Below are 19456 nucleotides of genomic sequence, written 5' to 3' on the forward strand. Positions count from 1 at the left end.
CCACAGCGCGCCCGGGTCGCCGTCCGGCGGCGTGGCGGCCGGCTGGTGGCCGCCCGTCATCCCGTCCGGCTCGTCCGGCGGCGCGGCCGGATGGTGGCCGCCCGGGGTCACCGGGGGAGTTCCGCGTGGATCCGGGTCGGGCCGCCGGCCGGGCTGTCCACCTCCAGGGTCCCGCCGACGGCCCGGACCCGGTCGGCGATGCCGCTCAGCCCGTGCCCCTTGGCCAGGTGGGCGCCGCCGACCCCGTCGTCGGCCACGGTGATCTCCAGCCGGCCGACCTTGCGAGTCACCTCGACCCGGCAGGCGGCGGCCCGGCTGTGCTTGGCCACGTTGGTCAGCGCCTCGGCCACGACGAAGTACGCGGTGCTCTCCAGCGCCGGCTCGAGCCGCCCGGCGGCGGTGCCCAGCTCGTCGTCGACCAGCAGCTCGGTGGGGACCAGGGCGCGGGCGGCGAGGGCGGCCAGCGCGCTGGGCAGGCCTCGGTCGACCAGGATCGGCGGCGCGATGCCCCGGGACAGGGCCCGCAGCTCGTCGAGGGTCTCCCGGGTCTGCGCGACCGCCTCGTCCAGGGTGCGCCCGGCGGCCTCCGGGTCGGCGGCGAGCTGCTGGCGGGCCCGGCTGAGGTCCATGGCGAGGCGGACCAGGCGCTGCTGCGGGCCGTCGTGGATGTCGCGCTCCAGCCGGCGCAGGGCGGACGCCTCGGCGGACACGGCGGCCCGCTTTTGGTCCTCCAGGGTGGTGATCCGCTGGCGCATCTCGGCCACCCCGGTCAGCAGCGAGCGGGCCAGGCCGCCCTGGATCCGGGCGCAGGCCCGGGCCACCAGCGGCAGGGTGAGCAGGGCGAACAACCCGATCGAGGTGTTCAGCGCGACCCGCGCCCCGGTCCCGTCGCCCATCCCGAGGAGCTGGCTCAGGTCCTGGTCGCCGGGGCCGCGCGGGATCGCCCAGTCGTACGCGCCGTAGAGCGTGCCGGTGACGGCCAGCGCCCACCAGACCAGCACCAGCACGAACGTGGGGAGCGTCACCACCAGCTTGATGACGGCGTGCAGCAGGTCGAGCCAGGACTGCGGGTCGCGCATCGGGGTGAGGATCCGACGCCAGTAGCCGGAGCGCGGCTCGGGGGCCAGGTAGACCGGGCGGACCCGGGGCTGGCGGAGCACGGCGGGCAGCCGCAGCCGCTCCAGGTCGGCCAGCGCGCGGGCGACGTACAGGGTGCCGGCCAGGACGGGCAGGCCGAGCGTGGTGACCAGCAGGGCGGCGCTCAGGGCGATGCCGGCGATGGCCAGCACGAACCCGACCAGCGCCAGGGGCAGGCCGAACACGACGTAGCCGGAGTCGCGTAGGAGCTGCCGGACGAGGCCCCGGGCGGGGGTGGTGGGTGCGGGCGCGGTGGCCAGCGGGACGGCGGTCATGACCCGAGGCTATGGTCCGCGACCTCGGCTTACCCATCCCGCGGGCCGCCCTTTCCGGGGTGGGGCTGTCCCTACCCCGGAGTGAGACGCGCCTCGCCACGCCGGTGACACCGCGCGACAGGGCGCGTGCGATTGGTCAGAGAAGTCGGGATTGAGCAATAATCGCCACGCGACGCCGAGGGAGCGCGGTCGTCGATCTTGTCGGAGTGGAGGTGCAGGTGGAGGCGCGTCGCGGGTCTGCAAGATCGCGATTTGTGCACCTCTTCACAAGCGCCTACTCTGTAGTTCCGACGCGCCCTGCTAGCACAGCCGGCACCATCGGTCGCCAGCGGGAGTCCCGGAACGACCGGCCACCGTCGCTGGTCGAAAATCGCACCGCACGGAGTCTCATGAGTCAGCACCGTCACCCAGGCGCGCCCGGCCGCGCCGGTGCCGTACCGGCGCTCCCGGACCTGCCCGAGGCGACCGTGGCCCGGCTCCCGGAATACCTCCGTGCCCTGCACGCGCTCGCCGACGCCGGACACGAGACGGTCTCCAGCGAGGGCCTGGCCAACTCCGCCGGGGTCAACTCCGCCAAACTCCGCAAGGACCTCTCGCACCTCGGCTCGTACGGCACCCGCGGGGTCGGCTACGACGTCGCCTTGCTGATCGACCAGATCGAGTCGGTGCTCGGGCTCACCCAGTGCCGGGCCGTCGCACTGGTCGGCGTGGGTAACCTCGGTCACGCCCTGGCCGGCTACGACGGCTTCGCCAGCCGCGGCTTCCGGATCGCCGCGCTCTTCGACGCGGACCCGTCGCGGGTCGGCGAGGAGATCAACGGCCTGGTCGTCCGGCACGTCGACGAGCTGCCCCGGGTCGCCGTCGAAGAGTCGATCTCGATCGGCGTGATCGCCACCCCGGCGCTGGCCGCCCAGGGCGTCGCCGACCAACTCGTCGCCGTCGGCGTGACCAGCATCCTCAACTTCGCGCCGTGCGTACTCTCGGTTCCGGAGGGGGTCGACGTGCGCAAGGTCGACCTCGCGATCGAGCTGCAGATCCTGTCCTTCCACGAGCACCGCAAGGCATCGCTGACCGCGCTTCCCGCCACCGGCGGATCCGCCCTCACCGCCCTGCCCGGCGGCCTCGCGGTCACCGACAACCAGGAGGCGATCGGCACGTGAAACTGCTCGTCGTCGGCGCGTCCTACCGCACCGCCCCGGTCGCCACCCTGGAGCGGCTGGCGGTCCCGCCCGCGGACCTCACCCGCACCCTGGACCGCCTGGTCGCCCAGCCGTACGTCAGCGAGGCGGTGCTCGTCTCCACCTGCAACCGGGTGGAGGTGTACGCCGCCGTGTCCGGTTTCCACGGCGGCCTCGGCGACATCTGCGCCGTCCTGGCCGAGCACGCCGGCTGCCCGCCGGCGGCCCTGGCCAACCACCTCTACGTGCACTACGACGCCGCCGCCGTCGACCACGTCTTCCGGGTCGCCGCCGGGCTGGACTCGATGGTGGTCGGCGAGGCGCAGATCCTCGGCCAGCTCCGGGACGCCTACCACTCCGCCTCCGGCGCCGACTCCGCCGGCCGGCTGCTGCACGAGCTGATGCAGCAGGCGCTGCGGGTCGGCAAGCGGGCACACGCGGAGACCAACATCGACCGGGCCGGCCAGAGCGTGGTCACCGCCGCCCTCGACCTGGCCGCCGGGCTGCTCGACAGCGACCTGGCCGGCCGGCCCGCCATGGTCGTCGGTGCCGGCGCGATGGGCTCGCTGAGCGTGGCCACCCTCTCCCGGCTGGGCGCCGGGCCGCTCACCGTGACCAACCGGGGCGCCCAGCGGGCCGTCCGGCTGGCCGAGTCGTACGGCGCGCACGCCGTGCCGATGGCCGAGCTGGTCGACGCCCTCGCCACGGTCGACGTGGTGGTGGCCGCCACCGCCGCCACCGAGGCGGTGCTCACCCTCGACGTGGTGAGCCGGGCGTCGGCCCGGCGGGACGCCGAGCGCGGCCCGCTGGTCCTGCTCGACCTGGCCGTGCCGCGCGACGTGGCGGAGGGCGTCGCCGCGCTGCCCGGCGTCGAGGTGATCGACATCGACCGGATGGCGACGATCCTCGCCGACGGCCCGGCCGCCGCCGACGCCGCCGAGGTGGCCCGGATCGTCGCCACCGAGGTCGAGGCGTTCCTCAGCTGGCTGCGCGGCGCCGACGTGGCGCCCACCGTGGCCGCCCTGCGCGGGCGCGCCGAGGACGTGGTCAGCGCCGAGCTGCGCCGGCTCGCCCAGCGCCGCCCCGACCTCAGCGACGACCAGCGCGCCGAGGTCGCCCGCACCGTGCACCGGGTGGTGCAGCGGCTGCTGCACCAGCCGACCGTCCGGGTCCGCCAACTCGCCGCCGAGCCGGGCGGCGACCAGTACGCGGCCCTGCTCCGCGAGCTGTTCGACCTCGAGGTGCCACAGACCTCCCCGGTCGACACCGTCCCCGACGTGGTGGCGTCCGACAACGACGGTCGCCCGTCGTTCGACGCCGTTGACGTCCCGCCCACCGGAGGTGCGCGATGACCGCCCCCCTGCGCCTCGGCACCCGGGGCAGCACCCTGGCGATGGCCCAGTCCGGCCAGGTGGCCGCGGCCCTCACCGAGGCCACCGGCCGCGAGGTCGAACTGGTCGAGGTGGTGACCGCCGGCGACCGCTCCACCGCCCCGGTGCACCGGCTCGGCGTCGGCGTCTTCGTCTCCGCCCTGCGCGACGCGCTGACCGCCGGCACCATCGACTTCGCCGTCCACTCGTACAAGGACCTGCCCACCGCGGCGGCCCCCGGGCTGCACATCGCCGCGGTGCCGGCCCGGCAGGACCCCCGGGACGCGCTCGTCGCGCGGGACGGCCGTACCCTCGCCGAGCTGCCGCCCGGCGCGCGGGTCGGCACCGGCGCGCTGCGCCGCATCGCCCAGCTGCACGCGCTCGGGCTGCAGCTCGAGGTCACCCCGATCCGGGGCAACGTCGACACCCGGCTGGGCCGGGTGCTCGGCCCGGAGGCCGACCTCGACGCCATCGTCCTGGCCCGGGCCGGGCTGGCCCGGATCGGCCGGACCGACGTGATCACCGAGACGCTCGACCCGATGCTGATGCTGCCGGCCCCCGCCCAGGGCGCGCTCGCGGTGGAGTGCCGGGTCGACGACCATGACCTGGTCGAGCTGCTCGCGATGCTCGACCACGCACCGTCCCGCGCCGCGGTCGTCGCGGAGCGGGCCCTGCTGGCCACCCTGGAGGCCGGGTGCAGCGCGCCCGTCGCCGCCTACGGCGAACTCGCCGAGGGGGAGGCCGGTGAAGAGATCTACCTGCGCGGGGCGGTGATCAGCCCGGACGGTACCCGTGACCTCCGGCTGTCCCGCACCGGAACGCCCGCCGACGCGGCGGAGATCGGCAAGGCGCTCGCCGCCGAACTCCTCGAACTCGGCGCCGACTCGATCCTCGGCCAAGAAGGACACGCCGGCCCGGGGACCCAGCAATTTGGGAGCACAGAATGACCCGCACCCGTAAGCCCGTAGGCCGGATCGCGTTCGTCGGGGCCGGACCCGGCGACCCGGGCCTGCTGACCCGCCGGGCGCTGGACGCCCTGGTCGACGCCGACCACGTGGTCTACGACCGGGGAGTCCCCGAGTCGCTGCTCGAGCACGTCCGCGGCCAGGCCCGGTCCGACGCCGAGTTCAGCCCGGCCGAGGGCGTACCGGGGGACGTGGCGAAGGTGCTGATCTCCGCGGCCCGCGCCGGGCAGAACGCCGTGCACCTGGTCGCCGGGGACCCGTTCGGCCACGACTCGGTGGTCAAGGAGGTGCAGGCGGTCGCGCGTACCGCCGCCCACTTCGAGGTGGTGCCGGGCATCGGTCAGGCCGAGGGGGTGGCCACCTACGCGGGCGTGCCGCTGCCCGGCGTACGGACCGCCGCCGACGTCGAGGACGTCACCACGCTGGACTTCGACGCGCTGGCCGCGGCCGTCAGCCGGGGCTCGCTGGCGCTGGCCGTGGACGCCGGCGACCTGGCCGCCGTCCGGGACGGGCTGCTGGCCGCCGGGGTGGACGGCACCACCGGCGTCGGGGTGACCGGCGACGGCACCGGCGAGACCCAGTACACCACCACGTCGACCGTGGACTCCTTCGTCGCGGCGGCGCTCGGCTTCACCGGCCGGGTGGTGCTCACCGTCGGCGAGGGCGTCGGCCAGCGGGACAAGCTGAGCTGGTGGGAGAACCGCCCGCTGTACGGCTGGAAGGTGCTGGTCCCCCGGACCAAGGAGCAGGCCGGCGTGATGAGCGCGCGGCTGCGGGCGTACGGGGCGATCCCGTGCGAGGTGCCGACCATCGCGGTCGAGCCGCCGCGTACCCCGGCCCAGATGGAGCGGGCGGTCAAGGGCCTGGTCGACGGCCGGTACGCCTGGGTGATCTTCACTTCGGTGAACGCCGTCCGGGCGGTCTGGGAGAAGTTCGCCGAGCACGGCCTCGACGCCCGCCACTTCGGCGGCGTCAAGATCGCCTGTATCGGCGAGGCGACCGCCGACGCGGTCCGCGCCTTCGGCATCCAGCCGGAGCTGGTCCCCTCCGGCGAGCAGTCCTCGGAGGGCCTGCTGGCCGAGTTCTCGCCGCACGACGAGATCCTCGACCCGGTCGGCCGGGTGCTGCTGCCGCGCGCCGACATCGCCACCGAGACCCTCGCCGCCGGGCTCACCGAGCGCGGCTGGGAGGTCGACGACGTGACCGCGTACCGGACCGTCCGGGCGGCGCCGCCGCCGGCCGAGATCCGCGACGCGATCAAGTCCGGCGGGTTCGACGCGGTGCTCTTCACCTCGTCCTCCACGGTCCGGAACCTGGTCGGCATCGCCGGGAAGCCGCACGCGCGTACCGTTGTTGCGGTCATTGGGCCCAAGACGGCGGAGACCGCGACGGAGTTCGGCCTGCGGGTGGACGTCCAGCCGGCGCACGCCTCGGTGCCCGACCTGGTGGAGGCGCTCGCCGCCTACGCCGTCGAACTGCGCGAGAAGCTCGCCGCGATGCCGGCCAAGCAGCGCCGCGGTTCGAAGGTGCAGGGGCCGACCGCCCTGAGGTTCCGCTGACAGGAGGCCCCTCATGCCGTACCCCGAGATCCGGCCCCGCCGGCTGCGTCGCAACGCCGCCGTGCGGCGGCTGGTCTCCGAGACCCGCGTCGACCCGGCCGAGCTGATCGTGCCGATGTTCGTCAAGGAGGGGCTGACCGAGCCGCGCGCCGTGGCGTCGCTCCCGGGGGTGCTCCAGCACTCCCGGGACTCGCTGCGCAAGGCCGCCGTGGAGGCGGTCCAGGCCGGCGTGGGCGGCATCATGCTCTTCGGGGTGCCGGCAGCGCGGGACGAGACCGGCTCTGGGGGCATCGACCCGGCCGGCATCCTCAACGTCGCCATCCGGGACGTGCTCTCCGAGGTCGGTGACTCGACCGTGGTGATGAGCGACCTCTGCCTGGACGAGTTCACCTCGCACGGGCACTGCGGCCTGCTCACTCCCGACGGCGGAGTGGACAACGACGCCACCCTGGCCGCGTACGCCGAGATGGCGGTCGCCCAGGCCGACGCCGGGGTCCACGTGGTCGGGCCGTCCGGGATGATGGACGGCCAGGTCGGCGTGGTCCGGCGGGCCCTGGACGCCGCCGGCCATCAGGACGTCTCGGTGCTCGCGTACGCCGTGAAGTACGCCTCCGCCTTCTACGGCCCGTTCCGGGACGCGGTGGAGTCGGCGTTGGAGGGTGACCGGCGCACCTACCAGCAGGACCCGGCGAACCTGCGGGAGTCGCTGCGCGAGGTCGAGCTGGACGTGGCCGAGGGCGCCGACATGGTGATGGTCAAGCCGGCGCTGCCCTACCTCGACGTGGTGTCGGCGGTCCGGGCCGCTGTGGACGTCCCGGTCGCCGCCTACCAGGTCTCCGGCGAGTACGCGATGGTCGAGGCCGCCGCCGCGAACGGTTGGATCGACCGGGAGCGGACGATGCTGGAGACGCTCACCTCGATCCGCCGGGCCGGCGCGCAGATCATCCTCACCTACTGGGCGGTCGAGGCGGCCCAGCTGCTCCGCGCCCGCTACTGACCGCCGCGAGGCCAGCTCCCCGCCGCCTCGGCCCCCCTCGTCCGGTCGCCCGGCAGCGGCCTGACCCACCCGACCGGCGCCAGCTTGTTGAGGGCGACCCGCGCCGGCCTGATCCGGGGCGGGTCAGGCCCTGGCCTGATCCGGGGCGGGTCAGCACTGGCCTGAGCCGCGGGAGTGGTGGGCCGACCGGTACGGCCTCGCCCGGCCGCCGGAGACGTTCTACCGCAACCGTGAGGTCCGGCACGCCCTGCGCCGCCTCAGCCAGTGGGAGGTGCGGGTGGCCAAGTACCGGGCGGCGCCCCGACCTCCCACGCCGCGGCGGGCGGTCCACGAGATCGGCCCGCCGCCCGGCTGGTGAGCCGGACGGCGGGCCGCTACGCGGTGGAGCCGTCAGTCGTCGTTGCGGATGGTCCCCACGCCGACCACGTCGGCGAGCCGGAGCCCCGGCACGCCGGCCACGTACAGCTTGAGCTGCTCGTCCGCCTCGCGCTTGCGGTCACCGCGCACGGTCACCGGGAAGGTCAGCGAGGTCTGACCGGCCGCCAGGGTCTTGCAGCCCACGTACGGGTCGTAGTCCGACCCGGCCTGGGCGGTGGTGCCGTAGGTGGTGGCGCAGATGAGGGCCGGCACCGAGAGCGGCCGGGACACCGTCACGGTGAACGTCATGGTGCTGTTGCCCTTGTCGCCCTCGACCACCGCGGCGTCCGCCACGCTCAACGACGCGCGGGAGCGGAACCGGGCCACCTGCGGGTCGTGGTCACTGGCCCCCCGGTCGCCCAGGCCCTCGGCGTCGGTCGGGTAGTCGGCGTTGATGTGCGCCGCCCGCACCTGCACCAGGTCGCTGTGCAGCTTGTCGTTGACGAAGAGGTTGTCCAGCGTCTGGGCCTGCCCGCTGAAGGTGTATGAGTAGGCCGCCGCCGGCACGTCCGCCACCAGGTCGTCCCAGAGGTTGTGCATGCCGGCCTGGTACAGCGGGCCCAGCTGGTCCGACGGGGTCGGGTTCTCGCCGGTGGCGATCGGGTCGTCCGGCCGCGGGAACACGTTCAGGTCGCCGCCGTACACGACTCGCGCGTGCGGGTCGCTCGCCTCCACCGCCTGCACCACCGCGGCCCCGTACGCGGCCTGCTCCCGCCGCTGCCCGACCCGGCTGTCCGGCCCGGACGAGTAATGGTTGCTCGCCGCCCAGAGGGTGTAGTGCTCGGCCGAGCCCGGGGCCGCCGACACGGTGAACTTGGCCAGCTGGACCGCCCGGGTGTAGACGTTGCTGCCGTCCACCCCGGTGGAGCGGTCCACGTCGGCCGGCAGCACCGCGTTGAACGCCTTCGGGTTCTGCACGTCCGTGTTGGACGGCAGCGCCGCCGAGCGGTAGCTGACCGTGGGCGCGGAGCCCAGCAGCGGGTCGGTGGCGGTCGCCTCGGCCAGCGTCAGCCGGTCGGTGCGGTAGAGGAACGCCGAGGTGATGCCCCGGGCGTCCGCGCCGGTCCGGTCGTAGGCCGCCGCGTAGGCGGGCCCGCCGTTGGCCGCGATGGTCAGCGCCAGCTCCTGGATGGTGTCCGGCGCGCCGTCGGCGTTGTTGGTGTCGCCGCAGGCCAGTCTGCCGTCGGCCACCGCACAGATGTCCTGGTCCTCGGCCTCCTGCACGAGCACCAGGTCAGGGCTGTGCAGATCGTTCACGATCTGCCGGGCCTCCACGCCCAGCCGCTCGGTGTACGCCGCCTCGCTGGCCGGCACGTAGTCGAACGGCGGGCTGACCCCGGCGCAGCCCGAGTTGCCGGCGAAGTCGCAGCCGTCGAACGGGTCGTCCCGGTAGTCGTACAGGTTCTCCACGTTGTAGGTGGCGACCGCGACCTCGGAGTTCCGGTCGGCCGGCTGCGGCGGGTTGTTCTCCGCCGGCTCCACCCCACCGGTCAGCGTCAGCTGCTCCGGCTGCACGCTGTACTTGCTGAACGCGTACGAGATGGCGCCGTAGGCGTCCTCGGTCAGCGTGTCGAAGGTGCGGGCCTCGGGCAGCAGCGCGGCCGAGTCCCCGGCGGTCGCCTTCACGCCGCCGGCGCCGAGCAGGATCCGCTGGTTGTTGCCGTTGTCGAAGAGCGTGCCCGGGACGTCGTCCAGCGGGTGAGCGTCCCGGAACACCCGGCGGGCGTACGGGTCGGACCGCTTCATGATCGGGTCCTCGCGGTCCACCACGTAGACCTCCGAGTCGGCGGTGGAGGCGTAGATGTGCCGCGGGGCGGAGACCCCGTTGCCGGAGCGGACCCGCATCCGCTCACCCTCGTGCCGCTCCCAGTACCGGTCGGCGGCGGCCGCCTCGGCCGGCGGGGTCGCGTCGGTCACCCGCACCGCGGTGTCGACGTCCAGGCCGGTGTCGAGCTTGCGGACCAGGGAGGCGCTGGAGAGCTGGGTCTGGTCGAAGTACTCGGAGACCCGGCCCCGCAGCACCACCTCGTCACCGACGGTCGGCGCGTAGCCGCCGATCAGCGTGGTGAACGAGCCCATGAAGACGAAGATGCCGTCGGCGGTGAGCGGGTCCCCGTCCTCGGTGCCGAGGCGGCTCTGCAGGTAGAAGCCCCACTGGTCGGCCCCGGCCGAGGACCGGGTCAGCGACTTCTGGGTGATCACGCCGCGCACGTCGTACAGCGCGGAGCTGGTGCCGTTGCCGCTGGCCGGGGCGAGCGGGGACCGGTCGGTGCGGCCGTTCTCGTCGTCGCCCGTGCGGCCCTGCACCTCGCCCACCGACAGCAGCGCGGTGGCCTGCACGGTGAGGGTGCAGGTGGCGGTGCCGCCCTCGGCGTCCGTCGCGGTCACGGTGACCGCGTAGGAGCCGGCCGGGAGGCCGGTCGCGGTCAGCGTCGCGGTGGCGGTGCCCCCCACGCCGGTGGCGGCGGTGAAGGCGGTACGGCTCACCGAGCCGGCCGCCGGCGCCGGGGCGACCGCGGTGACCGCCAGGTCGGTGATGGTGTCGTCGGCGTCGGTGGCGCTCACCTGCCGGGTCGCCGTGCCGCCGGCCTCCACGGTCAGCGCGCCGCCGCAGGTCACCGTGGCCGGCTGGTCGACCGGACCGCCCCCGTCGACGTGGTGGCTGCCCAGGCCGTCGAAGGTGTCGGTGGCGAAGCCGGCCCACTGCGCGGCCGGGTCGAACGCGTCCAACGGGTCGGTGTCGCCCGAGGTGATCGACGGGAGCCGGCGCAGGGTGTTGTCCGCCGTGCTGGTGAGCCCGGTGCCCCACTCGGTGCCCGGGTCGACCCCGACCTGGCCGATCGCGTCGAGCACCGTGCCGCCCTTGCGGAGCACGACCGCGTCGTCGCCGTTGTAGAGCGAGCCGCCGTACGTCTGGTCGGCCTCGGCCAGGATCGCCGGCGCGGCCGCCGAGGCGGCGAAGACGAAGACGTCACCGGCCGCGACGGTGCCACTCAGCGCCACGTTCGTCGACGTCTGGGCGCCGTTGAAGAAGAACTGGAGCTGGTAGCCGCCCGCAGCCAGGTCGACCGGGGCGCCGGTGCCGTTGTACAGCTCGACGGCCTTGTTGTTGGACGACCCCTCGACGTACTCGGAGATGAACAGGTCGGTGGGCGCGGCGCTGGCCGCGGGGGGTGCGACGCCGATGGCCGTCAGGGAGACGGCGGCGGTGGTCGCGAGCGCGGCTAGGGTGCGGCGCGGGCGCATGAAGCCTCCACGATGGGTGGGCGGGAACTAACGCACGTTAAGGGGCGTTACCGCCCGCCGTCCATCCCCCGGGCAGCCGTTTGGTGAATATCTGTCATCGGTGCGCGTCGAGCCGATGCACCAGCTCGGCGACGTCCACGCTGTATTCGCACCAGTCCCGGTCGGGGCGGTAGCCCAGCTCCGCGTTGACCTTGAGCATGGCCTCGTTGGCCTGCGCGTTCCAGGTCTGCACCTCGGCCAGCGCCGGCTCGGCCGAGCGCAGCTCCAGCAGCATCCGCGCCTTGATGGCCCGGTCGATGCCGTAGCCGCGGTGGTCCCGGACCACGATGGTGTCGTACTGGTCGGCCCGGGTCGGGTGCTGCGCCGGCACCACCACCTCGGTCAGCCCGGCCACCTCGCCGGTCCGCTCGTGCAGGGCCAGCACGATGTACGGCTTCATGCCCCGCCGGTGCAGGGTGTCGAGGCTGTCCCGCAGCCGCTCCGGGTCGTACGAGCTGGGCCGCAGCTCACCGTCGTCGACGTCGCGCACCTCGGCCTTGGCCCGCGCGTACGGCGCGAGCAGCTCGTCGGGCAGGCCGCCCGGGCAGAACTCCAGGTGGTAGCCGGCCCCGATGCCGCTGGCCATCTCGGTCAGCGTCGGCCAGTCGACCGCGCCCAGGTCGAGCACGCTGCGGGTCTCCACGTACTCCCGGACGAAGCCGAGCGACTCGTAGAACGCCACGGCCGGGGTGTCGCCGACCACCTCGACGCCGATCGACTGGAAACCCTCGTCCCAGACCCGGCGGGCGGCCACCCGGACCAACTCCCGGCCCAGGCCGGTGCGGCGGACCGACGGATGGACCAGCACCTCCAGCACGCCGATCCCGCCGAGCAGCAGCACGTGCACCTGCCCCAGGACGGCACCCGGGGTGCCGTCGGGGGCCGGATCGTCCTGGGCGATCCAGGAGAGGCGCCGCTCACCCGACATCACCTCGGAGAGGTATTCCCGCAGGGAACTCTCCCGCCAGGGCGGATCCTGCGGCAGGTCGGCCGCCAGGACCGCGTTCAGCGTGTCCAACAGCGACGCGATCTCGGCGGACGACGCGGTCCGGGGGTCCCACTCGCGCACCATCACCCGTCTAGCTTGCCGGTAACGGGTGCCCGGGGGAAGGGCTCAGTCCGCGAATGTACGCGAGCCGTCACGTCACGTACCGCTGAGCCGCCCGTACTCGTCCGCTTTGCTGAAGACGTCCTGGGCGTACCGGCGTACATCGTTGTACGACAGGATGGCGCCCCACCAGTCGCCGGGGATGGTCATGTTCCGGCCGCCCTTGCACAGGTAGTTGCCTGCCGCCAGGGCCGCGTCGTCGATGTCGTGCGGGTTCTTCGCGCCGTCGTCGTCGGCGTCCGCGCCGATCTCCTGCCAGGTGCTCGGGATGAACTGCATCGGGCCGAGCGCGCGGTCGTAGACCGTGTCGTGGTCGAGCACACCCCGGTCGGTGTCGAGGATCCGGGACCGGCCACCCTGGCCGTCGAGCGGGTCACCGACGATCTCCGGGGTGGAGACACCGGTGGGCTGGAGCTTCGCGCCGTTGGCGGAGCCGTGCCGGGACTCCACGTACCCGATCGCGGCCAGCGTGGTCCAGCTGAGCTGGCAGCTGCGCTGGGTCTGGCTGAGCACCCATTCGGCGTAGCCGTACGCCTGCAACGCCACCACCGGGATGCCGGTCGTCGGGCTGAGCTGCTGTGCCCAGCCGGCCAGGGCGTCCGCCGGCCGGCCGGTCGGCAGCCCGACCCCCGGGCCGGTCGGCTGCGCGCCACCGGGCAGCGCCGTCTGGGTCGGCAGCGGCCCGCCGGGCAGCCCCAGGTCGGTCGTCCCGGGGGTCGGACCGCCCTGCGGTACGCCGGCGGAGGCGGACGCGGTCACGTCGACGGCCACCGGCCGCGACCGGTGCACGGTGGCCGGGACCACCAGCGCGCCCGCCGCCGCGGTCGCCCCGACCAGGGCGAGCAGGAAGATGCCCGGTACGGCCGCCCGCCCGCTCGGGCGGCGGGACCAGGCCCGGGTGGCCCGGGCCGCGCCGACCGCGAGCTGCCGGGGCCCCGGCAGCCGCACGGCGTGCGCGAACGGCACCCGCCGGCGCCGACCCGGGCGAGGGCTCTCCGCTCTGCCGGCCCCGGCCGTCCCGCCGTCGTCCGTGGCCGTCGCCGTCGAACCGGTCGCGGCGGCGCCGGTGGGCCTCGCGTCGTCCGCCGCCTCCGCCTCGGCGGCCCCGGCGCCGGTGGCCGCCGGGTCGCCGGTCGGAGCCGCGTCCGGGCCGGTCGGGGCGGTGGCCGCCGGGTCGCCGGTCGGCGGCGGGTCCGGGGGCGTCGGGGTGGTGCCGGTGGGCTTGGTTTCGCCGGCCGGAGGTGTGTTGTCGGCCGGTGGCGCGTCGGCGGCCGGGGCGCTCCCGGGAGCGGCGGGACCGGCGGCGGCCGGCTCCGGCGGGGCGGGGGCCGGCTGGCGGCGCTCGGCGCGGCGGGGTCGGGGGAGCGGCGCCGGGCCGACGCCGTCGGGCGGCGCGGCCGGTCGCAGGGGTCGAATCGTCGATCGCTCCTCGCCGTCCACCACCCGTCGAGTATCACCCATGCCTGCCGGCACGTCAGGCCCGGTCGTACCCTGATGGCATGCCCCGCTACGACTTCCGCTGCCGCGCCTGCGGCGACACCTTCGAGGTCAACCGGCCGATGGCCGAGGCCGGCCAGCCCGCGTCCTGCCCGCAGGGCCACACCGACACCGTGAAGCTGCTCTCCACCGTCGCGGTCACCGGCCGGGGCGGCGCGGGTCCGGCCGGCGGCGGCGCGGCCCCGGCCGGCGGGGGCTGCTGCGGCGGCGCCTGCGGCTGCTGACCGGCCGTCCGTCTCCCCTCGCCGGTCGATCTGTACCTTGCCGGCGGTGTTTTCCTTTGGCACCTTGAGTCGGAATCTGCCCGGCCGTTCTCACGATGCGTGACCGCGTGACCATAGGGCAGCATGAGACCGACGTCAGGGGCGGAGGTTCCACGCATGTCGCCAGGGTTCCACCTCCCGAGCGGTTGGGTGACGTTCGTGTTCACCGACATCGAGAGCTCGACGCGGCTGGCCCAGCTGCTCGGTCCGGGCTACCGCCCCGTACTGCGGGAACACCGCCGGCTGCTGCGGGACACGTTGGCCGGCACCGACGGGGCGGAGCTGCTGACCGAGGGTGACTCGTTCTTCCTCGCCTTCCGCGACGCCGCCGCGGCGGTCAGCGCCTGCCTCACCGCCCAGCGGGCCCTGGCCAGCCACGACTGGCCCACGCCGGAGGCCGCGCCGCGGGTGCGGATGGGCCTGCACACCGGCTACGCCGAGCCCCGCGACGGCGAGTACGCCAGCCCCGAGGTGCACCGGGCGGCGCGGGTGGCCGCCGCCGCCCACGGTGGACAGGTGCTCTGCTCGGCGGCGACCGCCCGGCACGCCGACCCGCTCCCGGACGGGGCGTCCCTGCTGGACCTGGGGCTGCACCGGTTGCGCGGCTTCGACGACCGGGAACGCCTGTTCCAGCTGGTGGCGCCCGGGCTGGAGCGGAGCTTCCCGCGGCCGCGTACCGCCGACGCGGTGGCGCACAACCTGCCCACCCAGGTCACCTCGTTCGTCGGCCGGGAGGTGGAGCGGGCCGAGCTGCGCCGGCTGGTCGAGACGTACCGCCTGGTGACCGTGCTGGGCGCGGGCGGCGCCGGCAAGACGCGGCTGGCCGTGGAGCTGGCCTCGGGGATCGTCGAGGCGTACCCGGACGGGGTGTGGTTCGTCGACGTCGCCGCGGTGACCGACCCGGGGCTGGTGGCGTTCGAGATCGCCGCCGTGCTCGGGCTGCGCCCGGAGCCGGGCCGCCCGATGGTGGACACCCTGGTCGAGTACGCGGCGGCCCGCCGGATGCTGGTCGTGCTGGACACCTGCGACGCGCAGCCGGCGGCGTCGGCCGAGGTGATCTCCCGGTTGCTGGCCGGCGGCCGGGGGGTGCGGGTGCTCGCCACCAGCCGGGAGTCGTTCGGGGTGCCCGGTGAGGTGGTCTGGCGGATCCCGCCGCTCTCGGTCGACCCGGGCCCGGGTGGCGGGGCGAGCGACGCGGTGGCGCTGCTGGTGGACCGGACGACGGCCGCCCGGGGTGGCCGGGCGCCGGATCCCGCCGAGCAGGCCGACCTGCGGCGGGTGGTCCGCCGGCTGGACGGGCTGCCGCTCGCCATCGAGCTGGCCGCAGCTCGGATGCGGGTGCTCTCGGCCGGCCAGCTCGCCGAGCGGCTCGATGACATGCTGGGCACCCTGGACGCCGGGCGGGCGGAGCCGGAGCCGGAGCCGTTGCCGGTGGAGGCCGCCTGGAGCGGCAACCAGCAGGACACCGTCGACCTGGTGGCGGCCGCCACCGGTGCCGCCCCGGCCACGTCGGCGAGCCGGGAGTTGCAGCGTTCGGCGAGCGAGCGCCACCTGACCATGCAGGCCACGGTCACCTGGTCCTACCGGACGCTGGGGGCCCGCTCGGCCCGGCTGCTGCGCTGGCTGGCGGTCTTCGCCGGACCGGTGGACCTGTCCACGGTGCAGTGGCTGCTCGACGACGACCCGCTCGACCCGCTCTCGGTGCTGGTGGACAAGTCGATGGTGCTGGCCGAGCCGCACGCCTCGGGCAGCACCTACCGGATGCTCGACCCGATCCGGGCGTACGCGGCCCGCCGGCTGGTCGAGGCCGGTGAGGAACGGACCGCCCGGGACCGGCACGTGGCCTGGTCCCGGCACGCGCTGGAACAGGCCCACCTGGGCCCGGACGGTCGCCCGGTCACGCTCTCCCTGTACGCGCTGGACCCGCTCGCCGGGGAGCTGCGGGCGGCGCTGCGCTGGTGCGCCACGGGCGGCAGCGCCCGCTCGGGGCTGCACCTGGCCGGCGGGCTGGACCAGTGGTGGCGGGAGCGGGGGCTGGCCCGTGAGGGGCGGCTCTGGCTGTTCCGGCTCTACGGCCGGATCGCCGAGACGGGCGAGGCGATCCCGGAGGCGGAGCTGGCGGCGGCGTACCACATGCACTCGCTGCACGCCGGGGCGGACGGCGAGTTCGCCGAGGAGCTGCGCTACTCGCAGCGCGCGGAGGCGGCCGCCCGGCAGGCCGGCGACCTGGGGCTGCTGGCCCGGGTGCTGGCCGGGCGGGCCGGGCCGCTGGTCGACATGGGACAGTTCGCCGAGGCGGAACGGGTCTGCCGTGAGGTGATCGACTGGGCGTCCGCGCAGGACGTCGTCTCGGATGCGCTGCGCGCCGTCTACAACCTCGCCGAGCTGCTCTGGCGCCGGGGGGCGCTGGACGAGTCGGCCGAGCTGCTCGGCGCGGCCCGCCCGGTGGAGGCGGTCCGCCCGGTCGAGCGGGGCCGCCGGTCGGTGGACATGCTGCTCGGCATGGTGGCGCTGGCCCGGGGCGATCTGGTCGCCGCGCACGAGCACCTGCTGGTGGCGTTCCGGTCCCGGATGAGTCACGGCTATCTGGGGCGGGCCTGCGACACGTTGAACGCGATCGCGGTGCGCTGCGCGCTGGGCGGGGACCTGCTGATCGCGGCCCGGCTCTTCGGGGCGGCCCAGGCCACCCGGGCGTACCTGCGGGCGACGCCGGGCATCTACGGGCCGTACTGGCAGCACCAGCAGGCGGAGCTGCGGCGTGCGCTGGGCGACGAGGTGTTCGACGCGGCGTACGGCGCGGGTGCCGAGCTGCCCATCGAGGACGCCGCCGAGCTGGCCCTGGACGTCGGGCACCCGGACCTCGCGGCGGACTCGCCGCGGTTCACCGCGCCGGCGTCCCGCCGCTCCAGCGCGAGCTGACCAGGAGGTCCGCGTCCTGCTCCGGGTGTCCCGGGGGACGCGAACCCCCTGGTCGGGGTGGTGGCCGGTGGGTCAGCGGGCGGCGGCGCGGCGTTCGGCGTCGGCCTTCATCCGGGCGGCCCGGTCGATGTCCGCCTGCTGCACGGCGGCGACCGAGCCGAAGATGCTGACCGCCTGGTAGTAGGTCCAGGCGAGGCTGTAGCAGGCGGGGCGGACCACGGTGTTGTACGTGGCGCAGACCCGCTTCAGGTCGGCGTAGAAGGCGCTGTCCAGCCGGGACTTGTTGGCGGAGAACACGCCCATCGCCTTGTAGTTGCGGTAGCCGAAGTCGTGCCGGTAGCAGGAGAGGTTGAAGCTGAAGCCGAGCGGGTTGTCCGGGCTGGACGAGCAGTAGTCGGTGGACCAGTCGAAGGCGTACTCGGACCAGGCGGCCTTGTTGAGCCGGCCGGCGTTCCAGGCGTTGTAGCTGGTGGCGCTGGTCTGGGTCCAGCTGGAGAGCACGGAGAGCTTCTGTTCGGTGCTCACCGCGGCGGCCGCGGGTGAGCCGACGCCGAGGGCGATGAGCAGGGCGAACATGCCGGCGGCGAGGGCGGTGGTGAGACGTCGGGACACGGGAACCTCCGCGGGGTGGGCGAGGGACGGGTCACCGGGGATGTCCGGGTGTCGATCAGTGTCGATCAATGGGCCGGCGCCGGGCGACGAGCCGGCCGGCGGGTTGGTGACATGCGTCCAAACAGACGAATGCCCCGGACGCCGGGGCGTCCGGGGCATTCGTCGGTCGATCAGCCCACGACCCGCGCCGGCCCGACCGGACCCTCGTTCCAGGACCGGTCCAGCGCCCGCACGTAGTAGGTGTAGCGGTTGTCGGCCGAAGCCGTGGTGTCCACCCAGGACTGCACGGCGTCGTCGGTGCCGCGCACCGAGGCGACCAGGTGGGACGCGTCGGCGAAGTCGCACGTGCCGGCCGCGACGACCCCGTCGAAGCGGTAGATCGCGTAGCCGGTGGCGGTGCCGAAGGGGCCCTTGCCGTTCGCCGGCTGCCGCCAGCTCAGCCGGATCCCGTCGTCCTGCCGCTGCGCCCCGGTGACCACCGGGAACAGCAGCGGCCGGGACGGCAGCTGCGACATGGTGGGCACCAGCGCGGGGCGGGAGTAGTGCTCGGCCGCGTAGATGTCGGTGGCGCCGAGCCGGTTGGCCCGCACCTGCACCGCGGAGAAGTGCACGTTGCCGAGCACCTCCGGGTACGACCGGTTGAGCGTCAGGTGGTTCGACAGCTCCTGCGGGTTCATCCAGAACGACCCGTACGCCGGGTCACCGCTCTTGTAGTCGGCCTGGCCGATGTAGAGCTGGACGTTGGTGCCGCGCACGGTCTCCGCCCACCACGGCACCAGCCGGGCGTAGTCGGCGGCCGGGTACTGCCCGATGTACCAGTAGAGCTGCGGCACGATGTAGTCGATCCACTCCTCCTTGACCCACTTGCGGGTGTCGGCGGAGATGATGTCGTACGACTGGGAGCCGGTGGTGTCCGAGCCGTTCGGGTCGGCGGACTTGTTGCGCCAGATGCCGAACGGGCTGACGCCGAACTTCACCCACGGCTTCGCCGCCTTGATCTTGGCGGCCATCTCCTGGATCAGCAGGTTGATGTTGTCCCGCCGCCAGTCGGCCCGGTCGGTGAAGCCGCGGTTGTACGCCGCGAAGGTGGCGTCGTCCGGGTACTGGTACGTGCCGCTCGGGTACGGGTAGAAGTAGTCGTCGAAGTGCACGCCGTCGATGTCGTACCGCTTGACGGCGTCCATCATCGCGGTCTGGACGAACTCGCGGACCTCGGGGATGCCGGGGTTGTAGTAGAGCCGGCTGCCGGCGACCCCGGCCGGCGGGTACGCGAACACCCAGTCCGGGTGCTGGCGCACCGGGTGGTTCGGGGCGAGCTTGCTGATGTCGGCGCCCGCGCCGCCGGGGGCCGGCATGGACACCCGGTACGGGTTCATCCAGGCGTGGAACTCGAGGTTGCGCTTGTGCGACTCCTCGACCAGGAAGGCCAGCGGGTCCCAGCCCGGGTCCTGGCCGCGCACCCCGGTCAGGTATTCCGACCAGGGCTCGACCGGGGAGGGCCAGAACGCGTCGGCGGTCGGGCGGACCTGGACCACGACGGCGTTGTGGTTGAGCTTCTGGGCCAGGTCGAGCCAGGCCAGGTATTCGGCCTTCTGCTTGGCGACCTGGTCCGGGGCGGTCCAGGAGTCCTTGCTGGGCCAGTCGATGTTCGTCACCGAGGCGATCCACATGGCCCGGAACTGCCGCTTCGGGACGGCCGGGTCGGTGACACAGGTGGTGGCGGTGGCATCGGTCGCCGTGTCGCGCTCCGCGGCGCTGGCGGGGGCGGCGGCGACGAGCGTGCCGAGCAGCGCCACGGCCAGCCCGGCGGCTCTGAGCCGAGTTGCCTTCATGCGGTGCGGTCCCTTCGTTGGGGCTCACGGTGGGCGGTGTCA

13 protein-coding genes are annotated in these 19456 nt (G+C 74.4%); 7 read left to right on the forward strand and 6 right to left on the reverse strand.

The genetic code is table 11. From position 1 onward, the window contains the following. Nucleotides 1–107: 107 nt before the first annotated feature. Nucleotides 108–1412 (reverse strand): sensor histidine kinase, encoded by a 1305-nt coding sequence (locus tag ACIBPB_RS15420; protein ID WP_396840256.1) that lies wholly within the window; start codon nt 1410–1412, stop codon nt 108–110. 389 nt (nt 1413–1801) lie between these two features. Between ACIBPB_RS15420 and ACIBPB_RS15425 the strand changes: the two genes are divergently transcribed. From ACIBPB_RS15425 to hemB, 5 genes are read left to right on the forward strand one after another with little or no spacing between them, the layout of a single operon-like run. Then, nucleotides 1802–2572, forward strand: a complete 771-nt coding sequence (locus tag ACIBPB_RS15425; RefSeq protein WP_357324069.1) for a redox-sensing transcriptional repressor Rex — start codon at nt 1802–1804, stop codon at nt 2570–2572. Next, complete coding sequence (locus ACIBPB_RS15430; protein WP_396840257.1) at nt 2569–3942, forward strand: glutamyl-tRNA reductase; 1374 nt, start codon at nt 2569–2571, stop codon at nt 3940–3942. The genes ACIBPB_RS15425 and ACIBPB_RS15430 overlap by 4 nt, the downstream gene beginning before the upstream one ends. Then, a complete protein-coding gene (gene hemC / locus ACIBPB_RS15435) occupies nt 3939–4907 on the forward strand; it encodes a hydroxymethylbilane synthase (RefSeq protein WP_396840258.1) in 969 nt (322 codons plus the stop codon). The genes ACIBPB_RS15430 and hemC overlap by 4 nt, the downstream gene beginning before the upstream one ends. After that, nucleotides 4904–6484: a uroporphyrinogen-III synthase gene (locus ACIBPB_RS15440; protein ID WP_396840259.1), complete on the forward strand. Its 1581-nt coding sequence runs from the start codon at nt 4904–4906 to the stop codon at nt 6482–6484. Before hemC ends, ACIBPB_RS15440 begins: the two co-directional genes overlap by 4 nt. A 13-nt stretch (nt 6485–6497) precedes the next feature. Beyond that, nucleotides 6498–7481 (forward strand): porphobilinogen synthase, encoded by a 984-nt coding sequence (gene hemB / locus ACIBPB_RS15445; protein WP_396840260.1) that lies wholly within the window; start codon nt 6498–6500, stop codon nt 7479–7481. Between the two features lie 390 nt (nt 7482–7871). On the opposite strand, the gene ACIBPB_RS15450 is transcribed toward hemB, so the two are convergent. The 3 genes from ACIBPB_RS15450 to ACIBPB_RS15460 form a co-directional block, all read right to left on the reverse strand. Further along, nucleotides 7872–11144 carry a lamin tail domain-containing protein gene (locus ACIBPB_RS15450; protein ID WP_396840261.1) on the reverse strand — a complete coding sequence of 1091 codons (3273 nt, stop codon included), beginning with the start codon at nt 11142–11144 and terminating at the stop codon, nt 7872–7874. Between the two features lie 94 nt (nt 11145–11238). Further along, on the reverse strand, nt 11239–12255 hold the full coding sequence (locus tag ACIBPB_RS15455; protein WP_396840588.1) for a GNAT family N-acetyltransferase: 1017 nt from the start codon (nt 12253–12255) through the stop codon (nt 11239–11241). Nucleotides 12256–12327: 72 nt separating this feature from the next. Next, the gene (locus ACIBPB_RS15460) at nt 12328–13752 is read right to left on the reverse strand and encodes a lytic murein transglycosylase (RefSeq protein WP_396840262.1); all 1425 of its coding nucleotides are present in this window, start codon (nt 13750–13752) and stop codon (nt 12328–12330) included. 38 nt (nt 13753–13790) lie between these two features. Between ACIBPB_RS15460 and ACIBPB_RS15465 the strand changes: the two genes are divergently transcribed. After that, nucleotides 13791–14012: a zinc ribbon domain-containing protein gene (locus ACIBPB_RS15465; protein ID WP_396840263.1), complete on the forward strand. Its 222-nt coding sequence runs from the start codon at nt 13791–13793 to the stop codon at nt 14010–14012. A 156-nt stretch (nt 14013–14168) separates the two neighbouring features. After that, on the forward strand, nt 14169–16970 hold the full coding sequence (locus ACIBPB_RS15470; protein WP_396840264.1) for an ATP-binding protein: 2802 nt from the start codon (nt 14169–14171) through the stop codon (nt 16968–16970). Nucleotides 16971–17042: 72 nt separating this feature from the next. On the opposite strand, the gene ACIBPB_RS15475 is transcribed toward ACIBPB_RS15470, so the two are convergent. Together ACIBPB_RS15475 and ACIBPB_RS15480 are read right to left on the reverse strand one after the other, a co-directional pair. Next, a complete protein-coding gene (locus tag ACIBPB_RS15475; protein WP_396840265.1) occupies nt 17043–17582 on the reverse strand; it encodes a phospholipase in 540 nt (179 codons plus the stop codon). A 170-nt stretch (nt 17583–17752) separates the two neighbouring features. Continuing rightward, nucleotides 17753–19414 (reverse strand): glycoside hydrolase family 10 protein, encoded by a 1662-nt coding sequence (locus tag ACIBPB_RS15480; protein WP_396840266.1) that lies wholly within the window; start codon nt 19412–19414, stop codon nt 17753–17755. Nucleotides 19415–19456: the final 42 nt, after the last annotated feature.

The organism is Micromonospora sp. NPDC049836 (genome assembly GCF_044465125.1).
Classification (GTDB): Bacteria; Actinomycetota; Actinomycetes; order Mycobacteriales; family Micromonosporaceae; genus Micromonospora.

Bases quoted from the DNA above. Each gene is read 5' to 3' on its own strand.
- ACIBPB_RS15440 (WP_396840259.1), top strand. From the start codon at position 4,904: ATGACCCGCACCCGTAAGCCCGTAGGCCGGATCGCGTTCGTCGGGGCC.
- hemC (WP_396840258.1), top strand. From the start codon at position 3,939: ATGACCGCCCCCCTGCGCCTCGGCACCCGGGGCAGCACCCTGGCGATG.
- ACIBPB_RS15470 (WP_396840264.1), top strand. From the start codon at position 14,169: ATGTCGCCAGGGTTCCACCTCCCGAGCGGTTGGGTGACGTTCGTGTTC.
- ACIBPB_RS15465 (WP_396840263.1), top strand. From the start codon at position 13,791: ATGCCCCGCTACGACTTCCGCTGCCGCGCCTGCGGCGACACCTTCGAG.
- ACIBPB_RS15455 (WP_396840588.1), bottom strand. From the start codon at position 12,255: ATGGTGCGCGAGTGGGACCCCCGGACCGCGTCGTCCGCCGAGATCGCG.
- hemB (WP_396840260.1), top strand. From the start codon at position 6,498: ATGCCGTACCCCGAGATCCGGCCCCGCCGGCTGCGTCGCAACGCCGCC.
- ACIBPB_RS15480 (WP_396840266.1), bottom strand. From the start codon at position 19,414: ATGAAGGCAACTCGGCTCAGAGCCGCCGGGCTGGCCGTGGCGCTGCTC.
- ACIBPB_RS15450 (WP_396840261.1), bottom strand. From the start codon at position 11,144: ATGCGCCCGCGCCGCACCCTAGCCGCGCTCGCGACCACCGCCGCCGTC.
- ACIBPB_RS15420 (WP_396840256.1), bottom strand. From the start codon at position 1,412: ATGACCGCCGTCCCGCTGGCCACCGCGCCCGCACCCACCACCCCCGCC.
- ACIBPB_RS15460 (WP_396840262.1), bottom strand. From the start codon at position 13,752: ATGGGTGATACTCGACGGGTGGTGGACGGCGAGGAGCGATCGACGATT.
- ACIBPB_RS15425 (WP_357324069.1), top strand. From the start codon at position 1,802: ATGAGTCAGCACCGTCACCCAGGCGCGCCCGGCCGCGCCGGTGCCGTA.